The sequence below is a fragment of the Sulfurovum sp. TSL6 genome (genome assembly GCF_019972115.1).
Taxonomy (GTDB): domain Bacteria; phylum Campylobacterota; class Campylobacteria; order Campylobacterales; family Sulfurovaceae; genus Sulfurovum.
The window spans coordinates 688,639-714,111 of record NZ_BPFJ01000002.1 but is presented as its reverse complement, the minus strand read 5'-3'; the positions used below and the strand labels follow the sequence as shown (position 1 = coordinate 714,111).

Annotated in this window: 25 protein-coding genes and 5 tRNA genes; 18 read left to right on the top strand and 12 right to left on the bottom strand. The window is 40.0% G+C overall.

Features of this window, described 5'->3' with window-relative positions; genetic code table 11:
- Positions 1-127: 127 nt before the first annotated feature.
- Positions 128-1,339 carry an NAD(P)/FAD-dependent oxidoreductase gene (locus tag LDM93_RS08690; protein WP_223892003.1) on the bottom strand — a complete coding sequence of 404 codons (1,212 nt, stop codon included), beginning with the start codon at positions 1,337-1,339 and terminating at the stop codon, positions 128-130.
- An 84-nt stretch (positions 1,340-1,423) separates the two neighbouring features.
- Here LDM93_RS08690 and LDM93_RS08685 point away from each other — a divergent pair, with 84 nt between their 5' ends.
- From LDM93_RS08685 to purM, 3 genes are all read left to right on the top strand, one after another.
- Positions 1,424-1,738 (top strand): MTH1187 family thiamine-binding protein, encoded by a 315-nt coding sequence (locus tag LDM93_RS08685; protein ID WP_223892002.1) that lies wholly within the window; start codon positions 1,424-1,426, stop codon positions 1,736-1,738.
- A 151-nt stretch (positions 1,739-1,889) separates the two neighbouring features.
- Positions 1,890-2,114 (top strand): hypothetical protein, encoded by a 225-nt coding sequence (locus tag LDM93_RS08680; RefSeq protein ID WP_223892001.1) that lies wholly within the window; start codon positions 1,890-1,892, stop codon positions 2,112-2,114.
- Positions 2,114-3,109 (top strand): phosphoribosylformylglycinamidine cyclo-ligase, encoded by a 996-nt coding sequence (gene purM, locus LDM93_RS08675; RefSeq protein WP_223892000.1) that lies wholly within the window; start codon positions 2,114-2,116, stop codon positions 3,107-3,109. The genes LDM93_RS08680 and purM overlap by 1 nt, the downstream gene beginning before the upstream one ends.
- A 51-nt stretch (positions 3,110-3,160) precedes the next feature.
- On the opposite strand, the gene LDM93_RS08670 is transcribed toward purM, so the two are convergent.
- The gene (locus tag LDM93_RS08670) at positions 3,161-4,627 is read right to left on the bottom strand and encodes a sodium:alanine symporter family protein (protein ID WP_223891999.1); all 1,467 of its coding nucleotides are present in this window, start codon (positions 4,625-4,627) and stop codon (positions 3,161-3,163) included.
- A 155-nt stretch (positions 4,628-4,782) separates the two neighbouring features.
- On the opposite strand from LDM93_RS08670, the gene LDM93_RS08665 reads away from it, so the two are divergent.
- The 5 genes from LDM93_RS08665 to LDM93_RS08645 all read left to right on the top strand — a co-directional run bounded on the left by LDM93_RS08665 (position 4,783) and on the right by LDM93_RS08645 (position 5,328).
- Positions 4,783-4,859 (top strand) — tRNA-Pro (locus LDM93_RS08665).
- Positions 4,860-4,903: 44 nt separating this feature from the next.
- A tRNA-His gene (locus tag LDM93_RS08660) sits at positions 4,904-4,979 on the top strand.
- A 36-nt stretch (positions 4,980-5,015) separates the two neighbouring features.
- Positions 5,016-5,092, top strand: a tRNA-Arg gene (locus LDM93_RS08655).
- Between the two features lie 41 nt (positions 5,093-5,133).
- Positions 5,134-5,210: transfer RNA gene (locus tag LDM93_RS08650), tRNA-Arg, on the top strand.
- A 33-nt stretch (positions 5,211-5,243) separates the two neighbouring features.
- Positions 5,244-5,328: transfer RNA gene (locus tag LDM93_RS08645), tRNA-Leu, on the top strand.
- 86 nt (positions 5,329-5,414) lie between these two features.
- On the opposite strand, the gene LDM93_RS08640 is transcribed toward LDM93_RS08645, so the two are convergent.
- A complete protein-coding gene (locus tag LDM93_RS08640) occupies positions 5,415-5,798 on the bottom strand; it encodes a hypothetical protein (protein ID WP_223891998.1) in 384 nt (127 codons plus the stop codon).
- 138 nt (positions 5,799-5,936) lie between these two features.
- Between LDM93_RS08640 and LDM93_RS08635 the strand changes: the two genes are divergently transcribed.
- A complete protein-coding gene (locus LDM93_RS08635) occupies positions 5,937-6,347 on the top strand; it encodes a hypothetical protein (protein ID WP_223891997.1) in 411 nt (136 codons plus the stop codon).
- A gap of 6 nt (positions 6,348-6,353) precedes the next feature.
- Here the strand turns inward: LDM93_RS08635 and LDM93_RS08630 are convergent, their stop codons facing one another.
- From LDM93_RS08630 to rsmA, 7 genes are all read right to left on the bottom strand, one after another.
- Complete coding sequence (locus LDM93_RS08630) at positions 6,354-7,061, bottom strand: OmpA family protein (RefSeq protein ID WP_223891996.1); 708 nt, start codon at positions 7,059-7,061, stop codon at positions 6,354-6,356.
- Positions 7,062-7,096: 35 nt separating this feature from the next.
- Complete coding sequence (locus LDM93_RS08625; protein ID WP_223891995.1) at positions 7,097-7,372, bottom strand: YMGG-like glycine zipper-containing protein; 276 nt, start codon at positions 7,370-7,372, stop codon at positions 7,097-7,099.
- A gap of 66 nt (positions 7,373-7,438) precedes the next feature.
- Complete coding sequence (locus LDM93_RS08620; RefSeq protein ID WP_223891994.1) at positions 7,439-8,620, bottom strand: replication-associated recombination protein A; 1,182 nt, start codon at positions 8,618-8,620, stop codon at positions 7,439-7,441.
- A gap of 3 nt (positions 8,621-8,623) precedes the next feature.
- Positions 8,624-9,502 carry a pseudouridine synthase gene (locus tag LDM93_RS08615; RefSeq protein WP_223891993.1) on the bottom strand — a complete coding sequence of 293 codons (879 nt, stop codon included), beginning with the start codon at positions 9,500-9,502 and terminating at the stop codon, positions 8,624-8,626.
- Between the two features lie 11 nt (positions 9,503-9,513).
- Complete coding sequence (locus tag LDM93_RS08610; RefSeq protein WP_223891992.1) at positions 9,514-10,482, bottom strand: SIS domain-containing protein; 969 nt, start codon at positions 10,480-10,482, stop codon at positions 9,514-9,516.
- Between the two features lie 126 nt (positions 10,483-10,608).
- Complete coding sequence (locus LDM93_RS08605) at positions 10,609-12,756, bottom strand: ribonuclease J (RefSeq protein WP_223891991.1); 2,148 nt, start codon at positions 12,754-12,756, stop codon at positions 10,609-10,611.
- Complete coding sequence (gene rsmA / locus LDM93_RS08600; RefSeq protein ID WP_223891990.1) at positions 12,692-13,549, bottom strand: 16S rRNA (adenine(1518)-N(6)/adenine(1519)-N(6))-dimethyltransferase RsmA; 858 nt, start codon at positions 13,547-13,549, stop codon at positions 12,692-12,694. Before rsmA ends, LDM93_RS08605 begins: the two co-directional genes overlap by 65 nt.
- A gap of 94 nt (positions 13,550-13,643) precedes the next feature.
- Here rsmA and hisF point away from each other — a divergent pair, with 94 nt between their 5' ends.
- The 3 genes from hisF to rlmN are packed head-to-tail and all read left to right on the top strand — an operon-like array spanning position 13,644 to position 16,006.
- The gene (gene hisF, locus LDM93_RS08595; protein ID WP_223891989.1) at positions 13,644-14,408 is read left to right on the top strand and encodes an imidazole glycerol phosphate synthase subunit HisF; all 765 of its coding nucleotides are present in this window, start codon (positions 13,644-13,646) and stop codon (positions 14,406-14,408) included.
- 2 nt (positions 14,409-14,410) lie between these two features.
- Positions 14,411-14,935, top strand: coding sequence for a purine-nucleoside phosphorylase (locus LDM93_RS08590; RefSeq protein ID WP_223891988.1), 525 nt, complete (start codon positions 14,411-14,413; stop codon positions 14,933-14,935).
- On the top strand, positions 14,936-16,006 hold the full coding sequence (gene rlmN, locus LDM93_RS08585) for a 23S rRNA (adenine(2503)-C(2))-methyltransferase RlmN (RefSeq protein ID WP_223891987.1): 1,071 nt from the start codon (positions 14,936-14,938) through the stop codon (positions 16,004-16,006).
- 256 nt (positions 16,007-16,262) lie between these two features.
- Here the strand turns inward: rlmN and LDM93_RS08580 are convergent, their stop codons facing one another.
- Complete coding sequence (locus tag LDM93_RS08580) at positions 16,263-17,189, bottom strand: RluA family pseudouridine synthase (RefSeq protein WP_223891986.1); 927 nt, start codon at positions 17,187-17,189, stop codon at positions 16,263-16,265.
- Positions 17,190-17,370: 181 nt separating this feature from the next.
- Between LDM93_RS08580 and purB the strand changes: the two genes are divergently transcribed.
- Entirely contained in the window at positions 17,371-18,699 is a 1,329-nt protein-coding gene (purB, locus tag LDM93_RS08575; protein ID WP_223891985.1) for an adenylosuccinate lyase, read from the top strand.
- Between the two features lie 261 nt (positions 18,700-18,960).
- Positions 18,961-21,330 carry a ribonucleoside-diphosphate reductase subunit alpha gene (locus LDM93_RS08570; protein ID WP_223892061.1) on the top strand — a complete coding sequence of 790 codons (2,370 nt, stop codon included), beginning with the start codon at positions 18,961-18,963 and terminating at the stop codon, positions 21,328-21,330.
- Between the two features lie 748 nt (positions 21,331-22,078).
- Here the strand turns inward: LDM93_RS08570 and LDM93_RS08565 are convergent.
- Positions 22,079-22,255, bottom strand: coding sequence for a hypothetical protein (locus tag LDM93_RS08565; protein WP_223891984.1), 177 nt, complete (start codon positions 22,253-22,255; stop codon positions 22,079-22,081).
- Between the two features lie 247 nt (positions 22,256-22,502).
- Between LDM93_RS08565 and LDM93_RS08560 the strand changes: the two genes are divergently transcribed.
- The 4 genes from LDM93_RS08560 to LDM93_RS08545 all read left to right on the top strand — a co-directional run bounded on the left by LDM93_RS08560 (position 22,503) and on the right by LDM93_RS08545 (position 25,473).
- Positions 22,503-22,760 (top strand): hypothetical protein, encoded by a 258-nt coding sequence (locus LDM93_RS08560; protein WP_223891983.1) that lies wholly within the window; start codon positions 22,503-22,505, stop codon positions 22,758-22,760.
- A gap of 227 nt (positions 22,761-22,987) precedes the next feature.
- Positions 22,988-24,007, top strand: coding sequence for a ribonucleotide-diphosphate reductase subunit beta (locus LDM93_RS08555; RefSeq protein WP_223891982.1), 1,020 nt, complete (start codon positions 22,988-22,990; stop codon positions 24,005-24,007).
- A gap of 8 nt (positions 24,008-24,015) precedes the next feature.
- Complete coding sequence (locus LDM93_RS08550) at positions 24,016-24,747, top strand: carbon-nitrogen hydrolase family protein (protein WP_223891981.1); 732 nt, start codon at positions 24,016-24,018, stop codon at positions 24,745-24,747.
- Between the two features lie 90 nt (positions 24,748-24,837).
- The gene (locus LDM93_RS08545; protein WP_223891980.1) at positions 24,838-25,473 is read left to right on the top strand and encodes a protein-L-isoaspartate(D-aspartate) O-methyltransferase; all 636 of its coding nucleotides are present in this window, start codon (positions 24,838-24,840) and stop codon (positions 25,471-25,473) included.

The following is a 25,473-nucleotide window of genomic DNA, read 5'->3' as shown; positions in this document are numbered from 1 at the left end:
ACTGAACGGCTTCGTTCCGTTTGGTCATATACTTTAGCGTAAGCTTCTTCACTTTCCTTACCCCATTCAAGCATATCTATAACAAACTAAACGACCATGAATCTTTCACTATATTTTGAAAATAATTTTATAGATTATTTCCTATCCGTAATCCGCTTATCCAGGCGAAGTGAAAGTTAAATCCTCCCCTGTCTCCATCGACATCGAGTATTTCTCCTGCAAAGTAAAGATTGGGTACGAGTTTTGATTCCATCGTTTGCGGGTTTATTTCAGTGGTGTTGACACCGCCTGTGGCGACTTCTGCACCTTTGAACCCTTTGGTATCGTTGATGGAAAGTTTGAGGTTTTTGATAGCGTAGACAAGTTTGCCTATCTCTTTTCTGTTTAAGTCATTTTCTTGTTTGGCTTTACACTTCGACTGTTCTAAAATGATTGAGATGAGTTTTTTGTTTATGACACCGTGAAGCCATATCTCTATAGGTTTTTCACTTCCCTCTTTTATGCGACCTAGCAGTAAGTTGGTGAGTTTTTCTTTGCTAAGTTCTGGCATGAGATCCAAGTTGAGTTCACAATAGTCATAATTTGCCAGTCTTGTACTGACCTCCCGGCTAAGATCCAGGATGGCCAATCCGCTGATTCCATAGTTTGTGAAAAGCAGGTCACCCTTTTTCTCTGTGATGTACTCACCGTTGGCATAGAGTTGTGCCACTCCGGACACTTTCACTCCTGCACAGGCTTTCACCCATGTTTCATCTGAACAGAGTTGGACGAGAGAAGGGTGACGCGGTATGAGACTATGTCCCATCTTTGTGGCAAAGGCATATCCGGAGTTCGAACCCCCAAGTTGTGGTGCGGCAGGTGAACCTGATGCCAAAAGGAGTTTTTTGCAACGCTTGATTCCTTGAGATGTTTCTAGAGTAAAAGTATCACCTTCTTTACTTAAGGATGTGACTCCACAGTCACATAGTATCTGTACGCCTGCCCTTTTGGCTTCATACTCAAGCATTTCAACCACGGAACTGGCTTGCAATGACATAGGAAACATTTTGCCTTCTTTTCCTTCGATGAGCTCAAGTCCTATGGATGTGAAAAACTTTTCTACTACGTCAAAGTCATATCCTTTTAATATTGCGTCTATAAAATCAGGATTTTCTCCATGAAAGCGATGTAAGGCGATGTATTTGTTGTCTATGTTACATTTTCCGTTACCAGAAACAAGTATTTTTTTGCCGATTTTGCTGTTTTGTTCCAGTAATAGTACCTTCTGCCCTGTTCTTGCAGCAGTGATAGCAGCGACGAGCCCTGCTGCCCCCGCACCTACAACAATCATATCCGCCATTTTCATCCTTTAACCCGAACTATGCTGGATTATAACCTATAATCTGTTATAACATCAAAAATAAATTAAAGAATAAGGATGATCATGTCAGCATTAGTAGAATTCAGTATGTTCCCAACGGAAAAAACCCAAAGTAAAAGTGCCTTTGTAGCAAGAGTCTTAGACATTGTAGATAAAAGCGGATTGGCGTACCAGCTTACACCTATGGGTACGATCATAGAAGGTGAAACCGTAGAAGAAGTTTTGGCTGTGATCAACAATGCCTATGAAGAACTCCAAAAAGATTGCGGTCGTGTCTATAGCTCTATAAAGATTGATTGGCGTGATGGTCCAGTGGGTAGACTGGGTAACAAAGTAGGTTCTGTTGAAGAAAAGCTAGGACGAAAACTTCGTTCTTAACACAACTGGTTGTTTGAGCCATCTGCTGAAGAGGACACAGTGTTAACGTAGTTTTTAGGGCTTTGCTCTAAAAGCGTTCTCCTTAATGGTAAGGGAAGTTAAACAGCTAAAATTAGATATAATACGCCCAATTTCTCATAAGGATCTTTAAATGTGTGCTGAAAAGATACAACGTTTAATACAGGCTAGTATACTGGGCTTTGTTATGGGTTTGGCAGGTTCTGGCATGTATGCAGCTGCATTTATTTTGCAATTTGCCATGATGGTCACGCTTGTTATCGCAGGATTGACAGGCTTCTGTCCAGGGCTCATTATGCTTAAAAAGATTTTCCCTGCGTGTAAATGTGAAGAAACCAATGAAAAGGACAACAACTAATGTCAAATATATCATATAAAGATGCCGGTGTCGATATCGATGCGGGTAATGAGTTTGTAGAAGCGATCAAGAGCGATGTAAAATCTACTTTTGATAAAAATGTCATCGGCGGTATCGGTTCATTTGCAGGTGCCTATGCACTTCCGACAGGTTATAAAGAGCCAGTCATACTTTCTGCAACAGATGGCGTGGGTACGAAGCTTCGTATCGCCATAGAGAGCGGTAAACTTGATACCGTAGGTATCGACCTTGTAGCTATGTGTGTCAATGATCTTATCTGTAACAACGGTACACCGATGTTCTTCCTAGACTACTATGCAACGGGTAAATTGCTTCCTGAGAATGCAAAAGATGTGGTTGCTGGTATCGCAGAGGGTTGTCGCAGATCTGAATGTGCGCTTGTAGGGGGTGAAACAGCTGAAATGCCTGGCATGTATTCAGATGATGACTTTGACCTTGCAGGATTTGCAGTAGGTATAGCAGAACGTTCAGAGATGGATACGGTTGCCAATGTGAAAGAGGGGCAGGTCCTTATTGCTATGCCAAGCTCTGGAGTACATTCAAACGGGTATTCATTGGTGAGAAAACTTCTCTTTGACAAGTTGGGTATGAGTCTTGAGACAGAGTTTGAAGGCAAACCGCTTGTAGAGACCCTGCTCGAACCGACACGTATCTATGTAAAAGAGTATAAAGCCAATAAACACTATGTGAAAGCCTTGGCCCACATCACAGGAGGAGGGATTGTAGAAAACCTTCCTAGAGTCCTTCCTGAGGGTATGAGAGCTATTGTAAACAAAGATGCCATAAAAGTATTGCCTATCTTTGAATTCATGAGCAAGTATGTTGAAGAAGAAGAGATGTACAGAGCCTTTAATATGGGTGTAGGAATGGTATGGGTTGTAGAACCTGAAAATGTAGATGCCGTACTTGCAAATACAGACGGTTATGTCATCGGTGCACTTGCACATGGTGAAAAGGGTGTGGAGATGGTGTAATCACCCTCCTTGCTTCTAAAATATTTGACAGGTGAGATACCCGGTCGAATATTACTCAGTTTTGCACACCCCTTTTTCTATACACTCTCTGTCTAACTCACCACTTTTCCATTTTTTAAGATACGCTTTGAGGTTTGAGTGAACAACACCTTGCAGCATATAGAGTCCTATAAGGTTTGGCAAGGCCATCCCCAAGATGAGAAGATCGGAGAATTCTAACAGCGTGGAAGCGCTGGTGACTGATGAGATGACGGTAAATGAAACAAAGATCAGTTTATACAATAAAGTATATTTTTCTCCAAAGAGGTAAGTCCAAGAACGCTCGCCATAATAAGACCATGATATCATCGTGGAAAAAGCAAAAAGTACAATGGAAAATGACAAGATAACAGGGAACCATGAAATCACCGTTCCATAGGCTGCTGCTGTAAGCGCCGCACCCTGTTTTGAAGCGACAAGGTTCGCAAACTCGCCACTAGGGTCATAGACCCCTGTAGTGACGATCACAAGCGCTGTCATACTACAGATAACGATGGTATCTATAAAGGGTTCATAAAGCGCTACCATCCCCTGTCTGACAGGGTATTTGACTGAGGCAGTAGAGTGTACAATGGCAGCTGAACCTATACCCGCTTCACTTGAGAAGGCAGCACGTTTAAAACCTTGTACAAGAACACCTATAAGGCCACCTGCAGCGGCAGTAGGAGCAAAGGCTTCATGAAAGATGGTTGAGATAGCACCAGGCACTTGAGAAGCGTTTGTGAGGAGTATCCATAAGGATGCGGCCAAATAGATAAATACCATTGTAGGAACGATCTTCTCTGCGGTACTTGCGATCCGTTTAATCCCTCCGATAATGACAAATCCTACAAGTGTGGCCAAGATAAGACCAAAAACGATCGGATACTCTTGAAAGAAAGGGATACGTTCTGAGAGTGCACCCATGGCTTGTGAAGTTTGGAAAGCATTCCCTGCACCCAAACTGCCTCCTATAGCAAGCACAGCAAACATCACAGCGAGTACTTTTCCCAGTTTGATATAGCCTTTAGAGGCCAGCCCTATGGAAAGATACTGCATCGCTCCACCCATGATACGTCCATCAGGTCTTCTCTCCCTATAGATCTGTGCAAGGGTCACTTCTGTAAATTTGAGTGTCATGCCAAAGAAGCCTGCCAAGATCATCCAGAATGTAGCTCCAGGACCTCCTACCGCAATGGCAATGGCAACCCCTGCAATATTCCCAAGTCCAACTGTGGCGGATAGGGCGGTTGTCAAAGACTGGAAAGGAGTGATCTCTCCTACGTCGTCAGCGGTCTTATATTTGCCAGTGATGATCTTAAAGGCATGACCGAACATACGTGCATTAATAAAGCCAAAACGAAAAGTAAGAAAAAGTCCTCCAACGATCAGCCATGCAACTATAAAGGGCATATTTGTACCTTCCATGCTGCCGAAAAAGATGTCAAAAAAGAATAAAGAGCCCAAGAGGCCATTGATTTGTTCAAATATACTGTTCATATGTTAACCCTGCCATGTAGATGGAACTATTATACTCATTCACGGTTAAAGTACCTCTAATATAGGGATTAAAAGCATATTTTTCATTTTTTTTCTAAAATCTATTGACAAATGAAAGTCTTTTGACTATAATTGCGTTCCTTTTTATAAGGTAACGGAGTGTAGCGCAGTCTGGTAGCGCACCTGGTTTGGGACCAGGGGGTCGAAGGTTCGAGTCCTTTCACTCCGACCATTTAGGTATTTAACATTATAATAATAAGTAATCATTTAATTATGGTGGGCGTAGTTCAGTTGGTAGAGCGACAGTTTGTGGTACTGTTTGTCGCGGGTTCGAGTCCCGTCGCCCACCCCATTGGTAATTAAACAGGGTAACCACCCAAATGATGAAGCGCTAGTGGCTCAATTGGATAGAGCATCAGACTTCGGATCTGAGGGTTAGGGGTTCGAGTCCTCTCTGGCGTACCATTTAATGTATCAGTTTTGGTATTTATTATTATATTTTTTGTGCACTCGTAGCTCAGCTGGATAGAGCATCGCCCTTCTAAGGCGAGGGTCTTAGGTTCGAATCCTAACGGGTGTACCACTTACTTTTTATTGTTTTGTAAAACAATCACATGCGGATGTGGTGAAATTGGTATACACGCCAGACTTAGGATCTGGTGCTTTACGGCGTGGAGGTTCGAGTCCTCTCATCCGCACCACTTATAAAGTCCTTTTTCAAGGCATTTAATCATTTTTAGGTATGAGAAGATAAATTTTACTTGAATATTTCTGTATAGCCCTTTGATTAGTATGACTTTCTTTTTTCCTCAAATTTTTTCAACTCTTTATTATATTCTTCTTTGAGCTGTTGTCGCATAATTTCATATTTATTCTCTCTTAAGTGTTTAATCTCTGTTGATAATGCTTCAATTTCCTTATTTTTTTCGTTGATGATATTGATATATCTATCGCAATTTTTCTCTATGGTAGTTGTATAGTAATGGTGGTAGATCATGGGTCTTTTTCTTGGCTTTTTTCTTAGTTTTCCCCTTGGTTTTTTGGTAATTTTTTTTGCTTTAATGAGATTTGGCAGTATCTTGGGTTCAAGGTCGGGATCTATCACTTCTGCACTCATACATGTATGGGTACTAGTAAACAGTATTAGGGTAGCTAGCAGTATATTTTTCATCTTTTCTCTCTTTTTCTTTCGCTTCTCATATATCTTCATCTATTTTAATAGATTTAGAATTAAAACCATTACTATAATTAACATATGTCAAAAATTATTGTATACTTTACATAGTAAATATATATTTAGGATTTTATGATGGACAAAAGTTTATTTTTCTTTATTCTCATAGGTATTGGATTTCTTTATTTTATCACCAACTTTGTAGGTGATATACAGGAAGATGAGAAATTTCAAAATGAAGAGTATAAGCAAAAGCACCAATTTGATCAGTATCAAAGTGTTGATAGTATAGGGCGGGAAATACTTGATATGACCGATGCACCTGTAAATATACAAGTGCAAGCATGGAATAATTCTGAGTTGAAAGCAGAGTTTTTAGAGCTTTTTCCTGATTTTTCTGAAATGAAAATATTTGTAAAAGAGAGACTGAGAGGAGAGATCCTAAAGGTAAAACTTATTGCTTCTATTGATCATGTCGAAAGTCAATATTTTTCTGGGGCAATGAATGCAGAACAAGCCAAGCGAGAGCTTAGCTCATTGAAATAGCCGAGGTTAACGACAAGGATCAGACATTCTGTTTCTGTCTGCATAGAGATAGACTTCTACACGTCTATTAAGTGCTCTGTTTTTGGCAGAGTCATTCGGTACAATGGCTTTATTGTACGAACATCCTTTTGTGTATGGTCTTCCATTTACAGCAAGAATATTGCTTACAGTAGCTGCACGTCTTTTAGAAAGATCAAGGTTGTAAGAGTAGCTTCCTACATTATCGGTAAATCCTGCTACACCTACAATGGTTTGAGGATAGTTACGTAAAACTTGTGCCACTTTGTTGACTTTGTGTTTTGCATTGGGTTGTAGTCTTGATGATCCTGTAGCAAACATCATACGATCTCTAAATATGATTTTTACATGATCATTGAATTTTGAAACAACGATGTCTCTACGTGGGTCAAGTGCAGCTAGAGGGTCATTGTTGACTCCAGTACCGAGTGCACGCGCAACTTCATTGGCTTGTTGGTCCATACTGTAGCCTACAGCTCCACCCACAGCAGCACCTAAAAGACCACCAATGATGGCACTTTTTGCATCACGGCTACCTGTATTATAACCGATCACAGAACCCGCAAGTGCACCAGTAGCTACACCTGTTTTTGTACGATTGTAGCTTTGATCTTCAACAAGACCAGGCTGATTGTAACATCCTCCGAGCATGAAGGCCGCTGCAGATGCAGCTACTATTTGTTTTTTTAATTTCATTCTATTTCCTTTTTACTTTTTTAATGACTAAATATTTATTGCCATCCGCCTGTTTCTACGGGTTCCGGATTACTATTGTCTACAGCATTTCCTATACCTGCACCAAGAGCTGTACCTATTAGGGCTCCTACTGCAGCATTTTTTCCACCGCCACTACCTGTATTGTACCCTATGACTGCACCTGCTACAGCGCCAGTTGCCGCACCGGTTTGTGTTGCATTGTTAGGGGCTACTTCTTGTCCTGTACAGCCATTTAATAAGGCAATACTTGTACTTGATACAAGTATGAACTTAAGTATATTTCTTTTCATGTAAATTTCCTTCTTATATTAAATAGTGTAAATTATAACACAGAAATGTGTTATAAAAGTGGTACATTATTTAGATTTTATTTTCTCATGCCATTGCCAAAGGGTTTTTTCAAAACCTATCTGTTTAGACTCATAGTATTTTTTGGGTACTGAAAGGTAGGATTGTTCTACCCATCCACCAAAATCATGGGGATAGAGATATGCTTTTGCATGGGTCTTTATATGAGAGGGAATAGGGTGTATCTCTCCCTCTTTTATAGAGTTTAGCGCAGTGTTGATTGCCATATAAGCGCTGTTAGACTTGGGCGAAGAGGCAAGATAGATAACCAGTTGGGAGAGAGAGATCCTTGCTTCAGGATACCCTATATGTTTAACGATGTTCAGTGTAGAACTGGCAAGATTGAGAGCAGGGGGGTTTGCATTTCCGATGTCTTCACTGGCTAGAATGGCTAGGCGTCTTGCGATGAACTCTGCAGGCTCTCCTCCATCTATCAGTCTGGCAAGATAATAGATAGAAGCATCTATATCAGAACCCCGAATACTTTTGATCATGGCAGAAGTCAGTTCATAGTGGCTTTCGCTCTCAGCACTTCCTGCCTGCATGGCATGAGGACGTATCTGTTTGAGTGTTGCAAGGCTAATGGACTTCTCCACTGCAGCAGCACTCTCAAGCAGGTTTAGCATTGCGCGGACATCACCGCCACTTGAAAAGACGAGGTACTCTTTTGCATCCTCTTCTATGGTGAGATCTTCCAGTTTGATGATCTTTTCAAGATAGGCATGTAGTTCCTTTTCATCTATGGGTGCAAGTTCAAAAAGATGGGAACGAGAACGCATCGCTGCAGTGAGTGAATAGTAAGGGTTTTCTGTGGAAGCTCCTATGATGAGTGCGGCATGGTTTTCCATAAAAGGCAAGAGTACTTCTTGCTGGTTCTTGCTCAGTCTATGGACTTCATCTATGAAAATAAGAGGTTTTTGTAAAGCATTGGTATACTCTTTAAAGATCTTACGCAGATCCTCGATCTTAAGAGTAGTGGCATTCATCTCGTAAAAAGGTTTATCAAGAAGGGTAGCGATCACCCTTGCAAGTGTTGTTTTCCCGCAGCCCGGCGGTCCGTAAAAGAAAGTATGGGAGAGGGTGTCTGTGGTAATGAGCTTTCGTAATATGGCACTGTCACCTAAAAGGTGTGACTGACCTATCAGCGTATCAAGTGTTTTGGGACGATATTTCAGTGCAAGGTTTGGCAAAACTTAATCTTTCTTAGAAAACTTCTTTGATTTGTCAGGGCTTTTATCTTCAAACACTTTTTCTTGTTTGTTTTTCTCTGCCTGTTTCAGGGCATTGGCTTTATTCTTGGCCTCTGCTTGTGTATTGGCTCTGAAACGTTTCATGAATTTATGTATATCATCGTATTCTCTGCGCGTAAAGTAACGTGTTTTGTTCGTAGGTAGATTGTTTAATTCTATCCCTCCGAAGGCGACACGTTTGAGGTCAAGCACTTTTGCTTCAAAATGTGCAAAGAAACGTCTTAACTCTCTGTTCTTTCCTTCAGTGATGGTGACACGAAGCTTTGAAAAGTTCTTTCCCTCTGCTCTTATTTCAAAGTGCGCAAAAGGGGCAAATTCCATACTGTAGATCTTACTTTTTTCATGTGCACCGGCACGGGCATCATCAAGGACAAGCCCTTCTTTCATAGCAGTGATCATCTCTTCAGTGACAGGTTTATCTATTTTCAGGTTATAGGTTCGGTCCAAGCCACTCTCCATAAGGGCCGTTGCTACTTCTGGGGAGTCTGTTAAGAGTAAAAGTCCTTCAGAGGCATAGTCCAGTCTACCTACAGGTACAAAGTGCCTATATTTGCCTGGCAGTTTATGATAGATAGTGGCACGTCCTCTGTCATCTTTTTTTGTGACCAGAACACCTTTAGGTTTGTTGTACACGATGACAGTCAGTTCTGTACTTTTCTTGACCGGCTTACCTTTGATATAGATCTGGTCACCTTCTTCTACTTCATAGCCAAAATCTTTCAAGACTTTTTTGTTTAAAGTGACTTCTCCGTCTTCTATAAGCTTATCTGCTTCTCTTCTTGAATATTTAGTATTATGTGATATATATTTGTTTAGTCTCATTGTTTCTCGTTTTATTTGCTTTTAATGCCGGCATTGATCAAATCATGGATGTGCAATACACCGATGATCTTTCCTGCATCATTTGTGATTGGCAAAAGTTGTATGCGCCCATCTTCTATAATTTCAAGGGCATCACTTGCCAGCAACTCTGTATTAGTATAACTTTTAGGATTCCTGCTGGCATATTCTATAGCCAAGTGTTCTAAGCTGAATCCTTCTTTCATCAGTGCCCGTCTAAGGTCACCATCACTTAAAATAGCGATAAATCTATCTTCTGCATCTACGATAAGTACTGTACCAAGTTTCCCTTCGCTCATGGCGACAATGGCATCTTTCAGGGTAGTAGTATCTTTGATGATAGGCAGATCTGTTGTTCTCATGAGATCTTTTATCTTCACAAAAAGTTTTCTTCCCAGTGAGCCTCCAGGGTGGAAAGAGGCAAAATCCTCTTGTTTAAATCCTCTTTGTTTCATCAGTGCTACAGCCAAGGCATCACCCAGTGCCATGGTCAGGGTAGTGGATGTCGTAGGTGCCGCACCCAGCGGACAAGCTTCCTTCTCTACAGAAATGTCAAGAAAAACATCCGCGTAGGAGCCAAGTGATGAATGCTCATTTCCTGTCAGACCAATAAGTGGAATATCAAAGCGTTTGATATGAGGAAGAATTTTGGTCAATTCTTCACTCTCTCCACTACTGCTTATAGCAAGCAGGGTATCGCTTTTTCCTATCATTCCCAAGTCGCCATGCAGTGCTTCTGTCGGATGTAAAAAGAAACTTGATGTACCTGTACTTGCGAAAGTAGCGGCCATTTTGGCACCTACAAGACCGGACTTTCCTACACCCGTAATGATGAGCTTTCCCTCTGTTCTCAATATAAGTGAAATGGCATCCAGAAAATTCTGGTCCAGACGTTCGGCAGCTTTGTATAGTGCATCTGCTTCTGTGTGAAAAGTTTCTTGTGCAATTTTAATGAGATCCATAGTTCAGTCTTTATATATTTTTAAAGGATTATAGCATAATTAGCAGGGGAGAGGAGATGTTTGTTCTTCTTTCAATGAAATAGATAAAGTAAATAATCATATCTCCTGCCTAAAGGCAGAAGGTTATTAGATGATGAAGATCGTAGGAATAATAAGCGGATATCTTTTTTTAGTGCGAACCACATGTTTTCTCACTACATTACGAATCTCATTTTCAATATCTCTATGGTTTTTCAGTGCTTCAGGTTTCATGTTAAGCATCATAGTCTCAAGCAATACTTCGATCTCTTTTGCAAACTTTTTATCTTCTTTGTCCGGTACCAGTCCATGACTTGTCACCACTGGTTTACCAACAACTTTCTGGTTGCTTTGACTTATCTGTGCTACCACATTCACGATACCGTCTTCAGCCAGTTTTTGTCTGTCAAGGACCACATCATTTTCAATCGTCATATTGTTTTGATTATCGATATAGGTTTTACCGCTCTTGACTGTTTTCACTTTTTTAAGGTACTTCGTGGTGATCTCTACTTGATCCCCATCACTCATAAGCAAGATATTTCTTTCATCTACACCACACTCCACAGCTGTTTTAGCATGCTTAGCGATATGGTTATATTCACCGTGAACAGGCAAGAAGAATTTAGGTTGGATAAGTCTCAAAATGAGCTTTTGCTCTTCTTGTGATGCGTGACCAGAAACATGAATGTCTCCAAACTCTTTATAACGTACTGTTACACCAGCTTTGATAAGCTTGTTCATGAGGCCCGAAACTGAAGCTTCATTTCCTGGGATCGCTGAAGCAGAGATGATGACGGTGTCTGATGGTTTAAGTTTGATGTGTCTATGCTCATCCGTTGCCATACGGTTCAATGCAGCCATGGTTTCCCCTTGAGACCCCGTAGTGACGATAAGTACTTCATGGTCAGCATATTTTGGTACTTCGTGTACCTCGATGAAGTGTTTTTCTTCAATGTCTACAAAACCAAGTGCTCTATTGGTTTCAACATTTCTCTCCATTGAACGACCGATAACACAGATCTTTCTACCGTGTGTTACTGCTCTTTCCATTGCCTGGAAGATACGGTGTACATTGGATGAGAAGGTGGACATGATCACTCTCCCTTTTGCAAGGTCAAAGAGTGAGTCAAATGTTTTTCCAACCACTTTTTCACTCTTTGTGAATCCTGGGTTATGCGAGTTTGTAGAATCCGAGAAAAGACAAAGTACACCTTTTTCCCCGTAATGGGCATAACGACGTAAGTCCATAGTATAGTTATCTACAGGTGTGTGGTCTACTTTAAAGTCAGCCGTATGCATAATGATCCCTGCAGGTGTCTCAATAGCAAGCGAACAGGCATCGATGATAGAGTGGGTATTATGCAGCCATTCTATCTTCATATCACCGATTTGATACTGTTTTCTCAGTGTGACAAAGTTAAATTTATTTGTGTGTTTACTCAGTCCATGTTCATTAAACTTGTTTTCTATCATTGCAAGTGCAAGCGGTGTTGCATAGATAGGGAATTGTAATTCTTTAAACAAGTAAGGCATTGCACCGATATGGTCTTCGTGACCGTGCGTGATGATGACATACACATCTTTTGTTTCTTTAAGTGTATGCAAGTAAGAGAAATCAGGTACCAAGATATCTACACCGTGCATTGTTTCATCAGGGAAGCTCATACCCACATCGATGATGATAGCGGTAGTCTCTGTTTCAAGTACAGCCATGTTCCCACCGATTTCACCTAGCCCACCTAGTGGAGTGAAACGTATTTTACCTTTTGCTGACATATCAATCTTTTTCCATGGATTCATGGTAGCGTCTTTCACGCGGGCATTTTCGTCGATAGAAGCTCTCATTGTATCATTGACAGTAGTTACATTTTTTCTTCTGCCTCTGTTTTTATTGCCGCCTGGCTTACCACCTGGCTTACCACCAGGTTTAGCACCCGGCTTACCACCTGGTTTATTGCTTGGGTTTGGTTTTCTATTTGGATTATTTCGGTTTTGGTTAGGGTTGTTCCTATTAGGGTTTGGCTTTCTATTTGGGTTTTGCGCGTTTCCTTGACCCTCTGTACTGGCTACATTCCCATCAGGTGTTCTGTTAGGGTTTGGTTTTCTGTTTGGGTGAGGTTTCCTATTTGGATTTGGGTTATTTTCACCCTGCATATTTGGTCTGTTTTGTCTATGCGGATTTGGCTTTCTATCTCTGGGTGTTCTTGGCCCTTGATTTTGAGAGTTTTCGTTGTTCTGATTGTTGTTTTGCATCTAAATTATCCTTTAGTTCATTATATATGTGATGATAAATAGATGTCCCAGCTTCATGAGGTCGTAAGTTAGAATCAAGTTCCAACTTTGCGAAAATGTTATTGACAATATCTTTAGAAAAAACTGCCATAAGGTTTTTAGAGAGTTTTTTACGCGGTTGCGCAAATGCGATCTTTAAGAACGCTTCAAACTTCTCGTCATCCAGTGACCGATTCTTCTCTATTAAAAGCACGGCGGAAGTAACGTTTGGAGGCGGCACAAATGCTTCGGGCTCAACTTCGAAACAAAGTGTCGCTTTTCCTACACTTGCAGCAAGAACAGAAAGAGCAGAAAACTCTTTCTGTTTGACACTTGCAGCAAACTTAACAGCTACTTCTTTTTGAACCATCACCAGAATAGACTGGCAGTGTTCATCTTTAAATGCTTTTAAAATAATATTGGTTGCGATATAGTAGGGCAAGTTGGCTACCAGATGATAAGGCTCATCCAACAGACTTCCTGACTCCCAACGCTCAAGCACATCTCCACACCGTAATTCAAAGCGCCCTTCGTGGATAGGTTCTTTGAATTCAGTCGTAAGATGCTCACATAATCTTTTATCAACCTCAAATGCTGTGACATTTCGAACTTTTACAAGTTCTTTGGTTAAATCACCTAAGCCAGGCCCAATCTCTGCGACTTTTAAATCGTCATTGGGCATCGCTTGGATGATTTTATGAAGATAGATATCATTCTTCAAAAAGTTTTGACCAAATTTTTTACTGGCAAATTCGGCTAAATTTTCAATAATCATACTATAATCTACCTTTATACTTCATACTAATCCCGAGTTTGGGATAATTTTTGTATAATCTTATCATAATTTTGAGAGGAACACGGCTAATTAGATGGATTATTTTGCAAAACGTATCATACCTTGTCTGGATGTAGATAACGGACGGGTAGTGAAAGGTGTTAATTTTGTTGGTTTGCGTGATGCAGGAGATCCTGTTGAAGTGGCCAGACGTTACAACGAAGAGGGTGCAGACGAGATCACTTTTCTGGATATCGGTGCGAGTCATGAAGGACGTGACACGATTGTGGATGTGGTGAAAAAAGTAGCGCAGGAAGTTTTTATTCCTCTGACTGTAGGAGGAGGGATCAGAGAGCTTTCTGATATCTATAGCCTTCTCAATGTAGGTTGTGACAAAGTCAGTGTGAATTCGGCAGCCATTAAAAACCCGGCATTCATAGAAGAGGGTGCAAAACGTTTTGGATCTCAGTGTATTGTAGTGGCGATAGATGCCAAAAGAGTTTCAGAAGACACATGGCATGTCTTTACCCATGGTGGACGTAACGATACGGGTATCGATGCACTGGAATGGGCAAAAGAAGCGTATGAAAGAGGTGCAGGTGAATTGCTCGTCACCTCTATGGATGCAGATGGAACCAAAGCAGGTTTTGATAATAGCTTAAACAGAAAGATCAGTGATCTTGTGAATATTCCGGTGATTGCATCAGGCGGAGCAGGGACGATGCAGCACATTGAAGAGGCATTTACGATCGGACATGCTGATGCTGCTTTAGCGGCTTCGATCTTCCACTTTAAAGAGATTGACATTATGGAATTAAAAAGCTATCTTAGAGGGAAAAATATCCCAGTGAGAATGTAGTCATGATCATTTGTGCAGGAGAGAGTGAGCAGTTTAATTTTGCTTTACCCGTTGGCATTGGGTTGACAGACGTAGCGATTAATTTAACGCGTTTATGTCTGTCTCAAAAACCAAAATTTTTATTGTTCGTAGGTACGGCAGGTTCTTATGGAGAAAAGAAAGTGTTTGACATTATAGAATCAAAGACAGCAGTGAACATAGAAAACAGTTTCTTCACAGGGGGGTCCTATACCCCTATAGATAATATGGTTTCCACGGCTGAAGATGTTTCACGTGAAACAATTGTGAACAGCTCCAATTATATTACGACGGATAAAAGCATAGGAAAAGCGTATCTTTCCAAAAATATACATTTGGAAAATATGGAATACTATACCGTATTGAAAGTAGCAAAATCTTTTGATATCCCTGCAGCAGGTATTTTTATAGTGACAAATTATTGTGATGAAAATGCACATAAAGACTTTATGGACAACCATAAAGAAGCAATGCTTAGATTGACCAAGTATATAAAAGAAAGTAAATAAATGAAGAAAATAATACAAGATCTGACAAAAGAAGAATTAAGTGAGCTGATAAAGCCTTCTTTTCGTGCAAAGCAGATATACAACTGGATCTACCATAAATATGCAGATTCGTTTGAAGAGATGAAAAATCTTCCAAAAGAGATGAGAGAAAAACTGGATGAAGAGTATACTCTTACCCCTCTCAAAACAGTCATGGTACAAAATTCTAAAGACGGAAGCCGTAAATATCTTTTTGAACTGCATGATAAACATACTGTGGAAGCAGTACTACTTTTAATGAGAGATAAGGAGTATCATGAAGATGGCTCTGTAAAGCATCAGGAACGCTATACGATCTGTATCTCATCTCAGGTAGGGTGCAAGGTCGGGTGTGCTTTTTGTTTGACAGCAAAGGGTGGTTTTATGCGCAATCTGACAGCGGGTGAGATCGTTGAACAGGTACGAATGATCAAAAAAGACAATGCGATCGATGCCAACCGTCGTGTCAATATTGTCTATATGGGAATGGGTGAACCGCTTGACAACCTGACAGAAGTGGCAAAGTCCGTAAAGATATTCGCAGATCCGGAAGGTATGGCAATAGCGACACATAGACAAACCATTTCTACTTCCGGACTCAGTACCAAGATCGAAAGACTTGGAAAGATGGAACTAGGCGTGAACTTGGCTATCTCTTTACATGCAGTTGACGATGAGCTGAGACAACAGTTGATGCCTATTAACAAGGCGTACAATATTGAGTCTATCATCACTGCAGTGAAAAACTTTCCTGTCAATGACAGAAAAAGAGTGATGTTCGAGTATCTTGTCATCAAAGATGTCAATGATGATATCTCTGCAGCAAAGAAACTTCTCTCTCTTCTGGATGGTATCAAGGCCAAAGTGAATTTGATCTATTTTAATCCGTATGGAGGGACTGAGTTCAAACGTCCAAGTGAAAAAGATATGAAAGAATTTCAGGAGTATTTGACTAAAAGAGGTTTGCATTGTACCATACGCGAATCTAAAGGATTGGATATATCAGCAGCTTGCGGCCAGTTAAGAGAACAAGAATTAGGAGGTGAAGTCTAATGCCTAGTTTAGAGATCTTTATGTTAGGATTTATTGTCCTGGTAGCGGCTATAGGTGTAGGTTGGTTTATCTATGATTCCCGGAGTGACGAGGAGAAATAATCTCTTTCATTTTTTTAATTTCTTTGTTCACAACAAAGCAGAAGACGAACACAAAACATGCACCTCGGCATATTTAAAATAAAAGTGTGGGAACCTGACGTGGGCTAGGATATTCTATCTTTGTTAATATTCTTGGAGGGGTTTACATTCCCCTTTTATGCGTTAAATACTCTTTTTTCTTTCTCACAGATCAGATCTCTCATCTGAGAAAAATCACTTTTGCTCTCTATATGAAATCTTGAACCCATAGTAAAGGTCAAACTCTGTGCATGTAGCATCAGTCTGCTTGCACCCATCTCTCTTATACGCTCTTCCGGACTGAGTTCCTCCTCGAGGTAGGCATTGGCAGCTTCAAAAGTCGTACCATAGATAGGATCACCCAAAATAGGATGTTTCACGTGAAACAAATGGACCCTTATCTGATGGGTTCTCCCTGTATGAGGATAACAGGCTACAAGCGTAGCATCCAGTGTTTCATCATACTCCAAAGGAATAAAGTCAGTGTGTGAAGCCTTCCCTTCATCAGAGATAAAGACCTTGTGTTTGGTTTGGCTATAGTCATTGTTTATCTTGATACGCTCGCTCGAAGAAAAGGGTTCTGTGAGTTTTCCATCCACCCATGCAAGGTAAGACTTTTTAATGCTTCTGTCTTCAAATGACATCTTTAAAAAGGATTCGGACTTTTTATGTTTACTGGCCAAAAGCAATCCGGATGTTTCCATATCTATACGGTGTACAGCATTGGCATTATCACCGGCAACACTACGAATTTCATCGAGGAGAGAGTAAGGTGTTGCCATGGTATTGGGGTGGACTAAAACACCGGAATATTTTTCAAAGACCATAAAATCTTTATTGTGAAATAGAGGTTCTTTCCCTTGTGAAGCAGGCTTAAAATAGACGACTTCTACTTCTCCTTCTATGGACTGCCCTGTATTAAATATGGATGCACCATTGATAAGTAATCTGCCTTTTGCAAGTACACGTTGTGCTTGACCCTGGGTAAAGTTAAAGGTACGCATGATAAATAGAAAAGCGGGCATTTTCTTTGGTACAGTAAACTTCTCTTTAACAAATGGCATCTTTTCTTCACCTTTTTAGAAAATAGATTGTTGACGCTTGGTCATACGACTCAGCATTTAGTGCTTCGCTTGTACTGCATTTTAATGCGTGATTACAGCAGTTGGCTCATACGACTAGTCGTATTATTAACTGCTATTTTGGTAGAATTGTATCAAATTTTTATACACATAAGGGTATGCAATGGTAGAAAGATACGCAAGAGAAGAGATGACAAAACATTGGACACAACATGCAAGATATGCAGCATGGCTTGAGGTTGAAAAAGCAGCTGTGAAAGCATGGAATAAACTGGGGCTTATTCCTGATGATGATTGTCAAAAGATCGTGAAGAATGCTACATTTTCAGTAGAAAGAATCGAAGAGATAGAAGCGGTTACAAAACATGATCTCATTGCTTTTAATACAAGTGTCAGTGAAAGTCTTGGAGAGGAGTCTAGATGGTTTCACTATGGTATGACATCTTCAGATGCAGTGGATACAGGTGTTGCACTTCAAATGAAAGCTTCACTGGAAATCATCATTGCTGATACAAAGATGCTTATGGAGTCGATCAAGAAACGTGCCGAAGAACACAAAATGACTCTCATGGTAGGAAGAAGCCATGGTATCCATGGTGAGCCAATTACATTTGGTTTGACTTTGGCCGTGTGGTATGATGAGATGGCTAGACATCTTAAGAACCTTGAGGAGACCATGGAAGTGATCGCTGTCGGTCAAATCTCTGGAGCCATGGGTAACTTTGCACATGCACCACTAGAACTTGAAGAGTTAGCCATGGCTGAACTAGGTTTAAAACCTGAGCCTTGTTCAAATCAGGTGGTACATAGAGACAGGTATGCAAGATTGGCAACGGCTTTAGCGCTTATGGCTTCTTCTGTAGAAAAATTTGCAGTACAAGTGAGACATTTGCAAAGAACAGAAGTATATGAAGCTGAGGAGTTTTTTGCAAAAGGTCAAAAGGGATCTTCTGCTATGCCGCATAAACGAAATCCGATCCTTACAGAAAATATCACCGGTCTTGCCAGAATGATCAGAGCTTATGCTGCGCCAGCAATGGAAAATGTAGCACTTTGGCATGAGAGAGATATCTCTCACTCATCTACTGAAAGATTTTGGCTTCCTGATGCGTTTATCACTACAGACTTCATGATGCACAGAATGAACAATGTCATTGCAAACCTCACAGTCATGCCTGAGAATATGATGAAAAACCTTAACCTTACTGGTGGACTTGTTTTCTCGCAAAGAGTACTGCTAGAGCTTCCTAAAGCTGGTGTAAGTAGAGAAGATGCGTATAGAATTGTTCAAAGAAATGCTATGAAAGTATGGGAAGAGATCCAGCAGGGCAAACCATCTACTAATGACGAAGGTGAATCTTTATACTTAGGGCACTTACTTGCAGATGAAGAATTAAGATCTAAACTTTCTGAAGAGCAGATCAGAGAATGTTTTAACTTTGATTATTACACAAAAAATGTAGATGCTATTTTCAAAAGAGTGTTTAAATAGAGTGTATCGTGGACACTTTGTCCACGGTAAAATATAGATATTCCGCATGACTTTTCACACCTTTTTTTCTTATAAACAACCCTTATACTTAGGGGAACCTCCCTCCCAGACAGTCTTTCAAATACTATCACAAAATCTTATAAAAAAGATGTCTAAAAATGATGCAACATTTCAAAAATACACAAGGTAAATTTGAGTAAAATCGGATTAATCATTGTCATGAAATATGATGAGAAAGCAACACACAAGGACAGGGAAAAGATGATCAGAGTTGTTAAACGAAATGGTAGAGTAGAAACTTTAGATGTTGGTAAGATTCAGAAATATACTGCCGCTGCGGTAGAGGGCCTTGTAAGGGTAAGTCAAAGTGAACTTGAAGTGGATGCCAAGCTACAATTTCGTGACATGATCTCTTCTGAAGAGATACAGCAAACACTTATTAAAACAGCTGTTGACAAGATAGACATTGACAGACCGGATTGGACGTTTGTTGCTGCCAGACTTTTCCTTTATGATCTTTACCATAAAGTAACGGGCTTTACAGGCTATAACCATTTACGTGAACATTTTGAACGTGGAGAGAAAGAGGGACGTATTGTCCTGGGACTTAAAGACAAATATGATCTTGACGATCTTAACGATTATATTAAGCCTGAACGTGATCTACAGTTCACCTACCTGGGTATTCGTACACTCTATGACAGATATTTGATAAAAGACCGTAGCGGGGTACCTATTGAATTGCCTCAGCAGCTTTTTATGGGTGTGGCAATGTTCTTGGCACAAAATGAATTTGACTGCCAGACATGGGCGAAAAAGTTTTACGATATTTTGAGTAAATTTGAAGTCATGGCCGCAACACCGACATTGTCAAATGCAAGAACACCGAGACACCAATTGAGTTCTTGTTATATCGGGTCAACACCTGATAATATTGAAGGTATCTTTGACGGATATAAAGAGATGGCATTGCTTTCCAAATTTGGTGGAGGGATCGGTTGGGACTGGTCACTGGTCCGTGGTATGGGTTCATACATCGATGGACACAAACATGCTGCCGGGGGTATCGTGCCTTTCCTTAAGATAGCCAATGATGTTGCTATAGCTGTAGATCAGCTTGGTACACGTAAAGGGGCTATTGCTGTTTACATAGAGCCGTGGCATGTTGACATCCGTGACTTCCTTGACTTGAAGAAGAACTCAGGTGAAGAGCGTCGTAGAGCACATGACCTTTTCCCTGCGATCTGGCTCAATGATCTCTTTATGAAAAGAGTTGAAGCAGATGAAATGTGGACACTCTTTGATCCATTTGAAGTGACAGAGTTGACAACCCTTTATGGTGAAGAGTTTGAAGCACGCTATATAGAACTTGAAAACTCTGATGACAACATTACTAGAGAAAGAGTCTCTGCGAAAAGTCTTTGGAAAGAGATGCTTAGGTCTTATTTTGAAACAGGAAACCCATTCCTTACATTCAAAGATACAGCGAACAGAGCAAACCCTAACAAGCATGCAGGTATCATTAGAAGTACCAACCTCTGTACCGAGATTTTCCAAAATACAGGACCGAATACCTATAAAACACGTTTTACCTTTGAAGATGGAACACAAGAAGCCTATGATGAAAATGAGATGCTTACTGTAGACAACGGAACAACAAAACCGGCTAAAAAAGTGACAGCACTAGACAGTCTTAACGGTAAACAGATATGGATCGTTGACAAAGAAAAAACGGATGGTGATACAGCGGTATGTAACCTTGCTTCTGTCAACCTTGCTAACGTACATACAAAAGAAGATCTGGAGCGTGTCGTACCAACGGCGATCCGTATGCTTGACAATGTGATTGACTTGAACTTCTATCCTTTGGCAAAAGTAAAGAAGACCAATGAAAAGTCAAGATCGATAGGCCTTGGTGTGATGGGTGAAGCTCAAATGCTTGCAGAGGCACAGATAGAGTGGGGAAGCCATGATCACTTCACTAAAATAGATGAAGTGATGGAGTCCTTCTCTTACTATACGATCGAAGCATCAAGCAATTTGGCATTGGAGAAAGGATGTTATCCGAACTTTGAAGGTTCTGACTGGTCTAAGGGTATTTTCCCTATTGATAAAGCAAATGAGAATGCTTGTAAACTTGTTGACAGAGGGGGCCTCTTTGGATACAGCCATGACTGGCAGGGGCTGAAAGAAAAGGTTAAGAGCGATGGGATGAGAAACGGTTACCTTATGGCTATCGCACCGACAAGTTCTATCTCTATTTTGACAGGTACAACACAAGCCATCGAACCGGTCTATAAAAGAAAATGGTTTGAAGAGAATCTTTCTGGACTTATCCCGGTGGTCGCACCTAATCTTTCCGCTGATACATGGCAATACTATACGCCTAGTTATGATTTGGATCAAAACCTCCTTATCAAAGCAGGAGCGATCAGACAAAAATGGTTAGACCAGGGACAAAGTTTGAATATCTTTATCACACTGGACAAAGCGAGCGGTAAATACTTGAATGAGATTTATATGAATGCGTGGAAGTTCGGATTGAAGTCTACCTATTATCTAAGATCTCAGTCTCCTGAATCTTCTAATGATATTGAAGATAGATCACAAGAGTGTGTAGGTTGCCAGTAGTTCTTTTATCTCATTGAATCTTTCATCGGACGGCTTCGTTTCGTCCGGTCACTTACCGATACTTAAATCAAATATTTTATTAATGCAATTTTTACAATGGATGTTCCAAATTCTATGTCCAGTCATCCTAGGGTTTGACCCGGGGAGCCAAAATTCAAACTACTTTATATTTCCAAATTTATTTATAGCTAAAACGTGTAGATTCCCGTGTTGAGTAGGAGAATGACGAGAGCTAAGATAGGATAAATCCATAGAATCAATAATAGGCTATCTAACTCACAAAATAACACACTTTAAACCCTTTTTTAACCTCTGATATGGAAAAAATAAAAAAACCTCTTATTTTGGATGCTAAAAAGAGGTTATTCTGACGATAAAACTATAGTATTTATTAGTCATTCAGGTAGAGTTGTCCTGGTCTTACTATTTAAGATGTTTTGTTACAGTTCAATTATTTTTTTGCATAGTACAATTTTTTTCTCTATTGTTGTCCTTACCTATAGATTTCACAATCATTACACACACAAAGAATATAATAGCACTATGAAAACCACTGAGGTTACTCCTCCCTCCCTTTTTAAGCCTCGATGGTTTTCTAGATAGCTTTTGATTTATTTTTATATGGTATTCTCATATTATGTGAATAACCTCCCTTAAGACAGTCCAAAATGTACAAAAGTTATCTTGTTTTAGAAGCTTGAGTCTATCAAAAATAACACTGTCCATATAAAAATCATTTCTTTGATGGTTACTGACGGGCAGACTTCACACTTACTTCATGCAATGAAGTTATACTCGCAACAAGAAAGTCATGAAGGACTCTTATCCCTTTTTGATACTTCAGGCTTTCTAGGTAGCTTTTCACATTATATGTCATCTTTGTTTTCCCTAAAGATGCATCTCCCTTTTCAAATATATTTCCCATGAAAAGTTACCTTTTAGTTGTTACTTCTTGAGCTAATCACTTAAATGACATCATTCTTCTTCCTTTTTTTATACTTTCACCCTGCTGCATCATAGGTTACAAAACAGTCAATATTTTTTTAGATAAATTAAGATTTTTTTTAGCTTAAAATCTCAGATTTTGAAATATAATTCTAATATGGATAGAAAGATAAAACTTCCAGAGAAACTGTTTGTATAGCAGTGATTTAAAAAGAGGAGAGGGCAGGATGACCTTTCAAGAGATTGAGTTTGCTTTGAAAGCAAACAGGGTTGGGGAAGAGGATATGCAAACGCTTATACATTATTGTAGAACTAAAGGTACAGATTATCAGATACTAGACGATATGCTTGTTGAGATGGGGTATGAGAAGGTCTTCACTGATGAATTTTTTGGATGGGCGGATGCAGACGATGAATACGATGATGACATTTATGATCATGAGTATTTGGAACGAACCCCACATAAACATAAATGGGAAGAATAAACACTCCTGTGGAAATGTTTATGTTTCTTAGGGTATATGGCAGATCTTTAGCAACTCTCCTCACTGAAGTGGACGATGTAGTTTGAAGGTCTATCTGGCACGGACTCAGGCAGTCATTTAAGTTTGTATTTTTATCAATCATTCATCGACTTATTCTAACTAAATAATCAGCCAAAATGTGTATAATGTTTTAAATTAATCGTTAAAAAATTTATCAAGGTATACAGATGGAACGAAAAAAAATATACAACCCTGACTCTAAAGAAACAACAAATGAACGTAAGATATTTGGTGGAGATCCTACCGGAATATTTGAACTGAATGACATCAAATACCAGTGGGCCTATAACCTATGGGAAATGATGTTAAATAACACTTGGTTCCCTAAAGAAGTGGACATGACCCGCGATGTGAATGACTATAAAAACCTGACTGATTCAGAAAAGTCTGCATACGATAAAGTACTGGCACAACTCATCTTTATGGATTCTTTGCAGACCAATAACATCATTGACAATTTGAACCCTTTTATTACTTCTCCCGAAGTCAATCTTATCTTGGTAAGACAGGCCTTTGAAGAGGCGCTACACTCTCAGAGTTATGCGGTAATGGTAGACAGCATCTCTACAAACTCTGATGAGATCTATGAGCTTTGGAGAAGGGACATGATGCTCAAGTCTAAAAATGATGCTATAGCCAAAGTCTATGACGAGCTTACAAGTAATCCAACAGATGAAAATATCGTAAAAGCGATGTTCGCCAATCAAATTCTTGAAGGTATCTACTTTTACAGTGGTTTTGCTTACCTCTATACATTGGCACGTTCAGATAAAATGCTTGGAACAGCACAGATGATACGTTTTATTCAAAGAGATGAGGTGACACACCTTCTTTTGTTCCAAAACATGATCAACTCTACCAAAAAAGAGAGACCGGAGCTTTTTACAAAAGAGCTTATTGATGATGTGTATGAAATGTTCAGATCCGCAGTAAAACTTGAGTGTGAATGGGGAGCCTATATTACGCAAGGACAAATACTGGGACTTACAGATGACATCATCACACAGTATATTCAATATCTTGCTGACAAAAGATTACATGCAGTAGGACTTGAGAAAATCTATAATGTGGAACATCCTATTAAATGGGTAGACAACTTTTCACAGTTTAATGATCAAAAGACAAACTTCTTTGAAGGGAATGTAACGAACTATTCCAAAGGAAGTCTGGACCTGGATGACTTTTAGGCCCTCATATGTTAATCATGCCTAAAACCATGGAAGTTGTCACTTTACAGCTTCCTTCTTACAAACGGTATCAGGAAAACCTGGATACACTGCTTTTCCATCTGAAAGAACATCAAGACAAACACATTGTTGTAGCACCGGAAGTCTTTTTGACTGCACACGATTATGAGCATATGGCAACGGCTGCAAAATTTTCTGCCAATGCACTTAAAACGCTTAAAAAAGAGGTGAATGATCAGATAGTAGTATTCACACTTATTCTTGAAGAGGGTGAACATTTTATTAATCAGGCAGTGGTGATCCATAAGCATAAGATCGTGCATAGACAAGAGAAGGTAAAACTCTTTAAACTGGGGGATGAGGACCTCTATTTTTTAGCAGGGAAAAAGAAGAAGATCAAACCTTTTGAGATCGAAGGCGTGAAGTATGCCATACTGATCTGTTTTGAGTTACGGTTTAAAGAGTTATGGAAGCAGGTAGAAGGTGCAGATGTAGTGTTTGTCCCCTCAAGATGGGGAAAGCCGCGTAAAACACACCTGGAAGTACTCTCTCGTGCACTGGCAGTGATGAATCAGTGTTATGTTGTCGTTTCAAACTCTAGTGATGAAGATATGGCAAGTTCATCGTCTATCATTTCACCGACGGGTGAAGTAACGATGAATGATGCGTTAGAAGCGGTAGAGGGAAGCATCGACTTCAGAGAGATCAAAAAAATGCGTCGCTATATAGTGATGAACTAGAAAATCTGGCATCTAAGATAAGCACAAAAGCCTTTTTAACGAGATTTTAGATAGAATTTCTGCATTATTTGGGATGAGGGAATTTAATTGATGATAAAAGAGAGACAGCGACAAAATCTTGTTGTAGAGATCGAGAAACACTTTGCATTGGATGAGCATGTCAGAGAGGCATTTTTGGCTGTTGACAGAGAGACTTTTGTCCCTTCTCAGTTTAAACATCTTGCTTACCAGCTCGAAGCTCTCCCTTTGGCTGCAAGTCAGTGGATATCCTCTCCTCTAACGGTCGCTAAAATGACACAGCATTTAGAACTTGAAGGGGTTGACTCTGTTCTTGAAGTCGGCTGTGGAAGCGGTTATCAAGCAGCGATACTCAGCAAGATCTGTCGCCGTGTCTTCACCATAGAGCGTATCGATGAGCTTCTCAAGGAGGCAAAAAGCCGTTTTTCTTCCCTTGAAATGCACAATATTATTACACGCTTTGATGATGGGCAGAGAGGATGGAAGCAGTATGCTCCATTTGAACGTATACTCTTCTCTGCAACGGCCAAAGAGATACCTGAGGTACTTTTTGAACAATTGGCTGAAGGCGGTATATTGGTGGCTCCGGTGGAAGAGGCAGAAAATTATCATATCATCACGCGCTACTATAAGAAAAACGGCCGTATTACATCTGAAACGATAGAACAATGTCTCTTTGTCCCCGTACTCGACGGTACGCAAAAATAA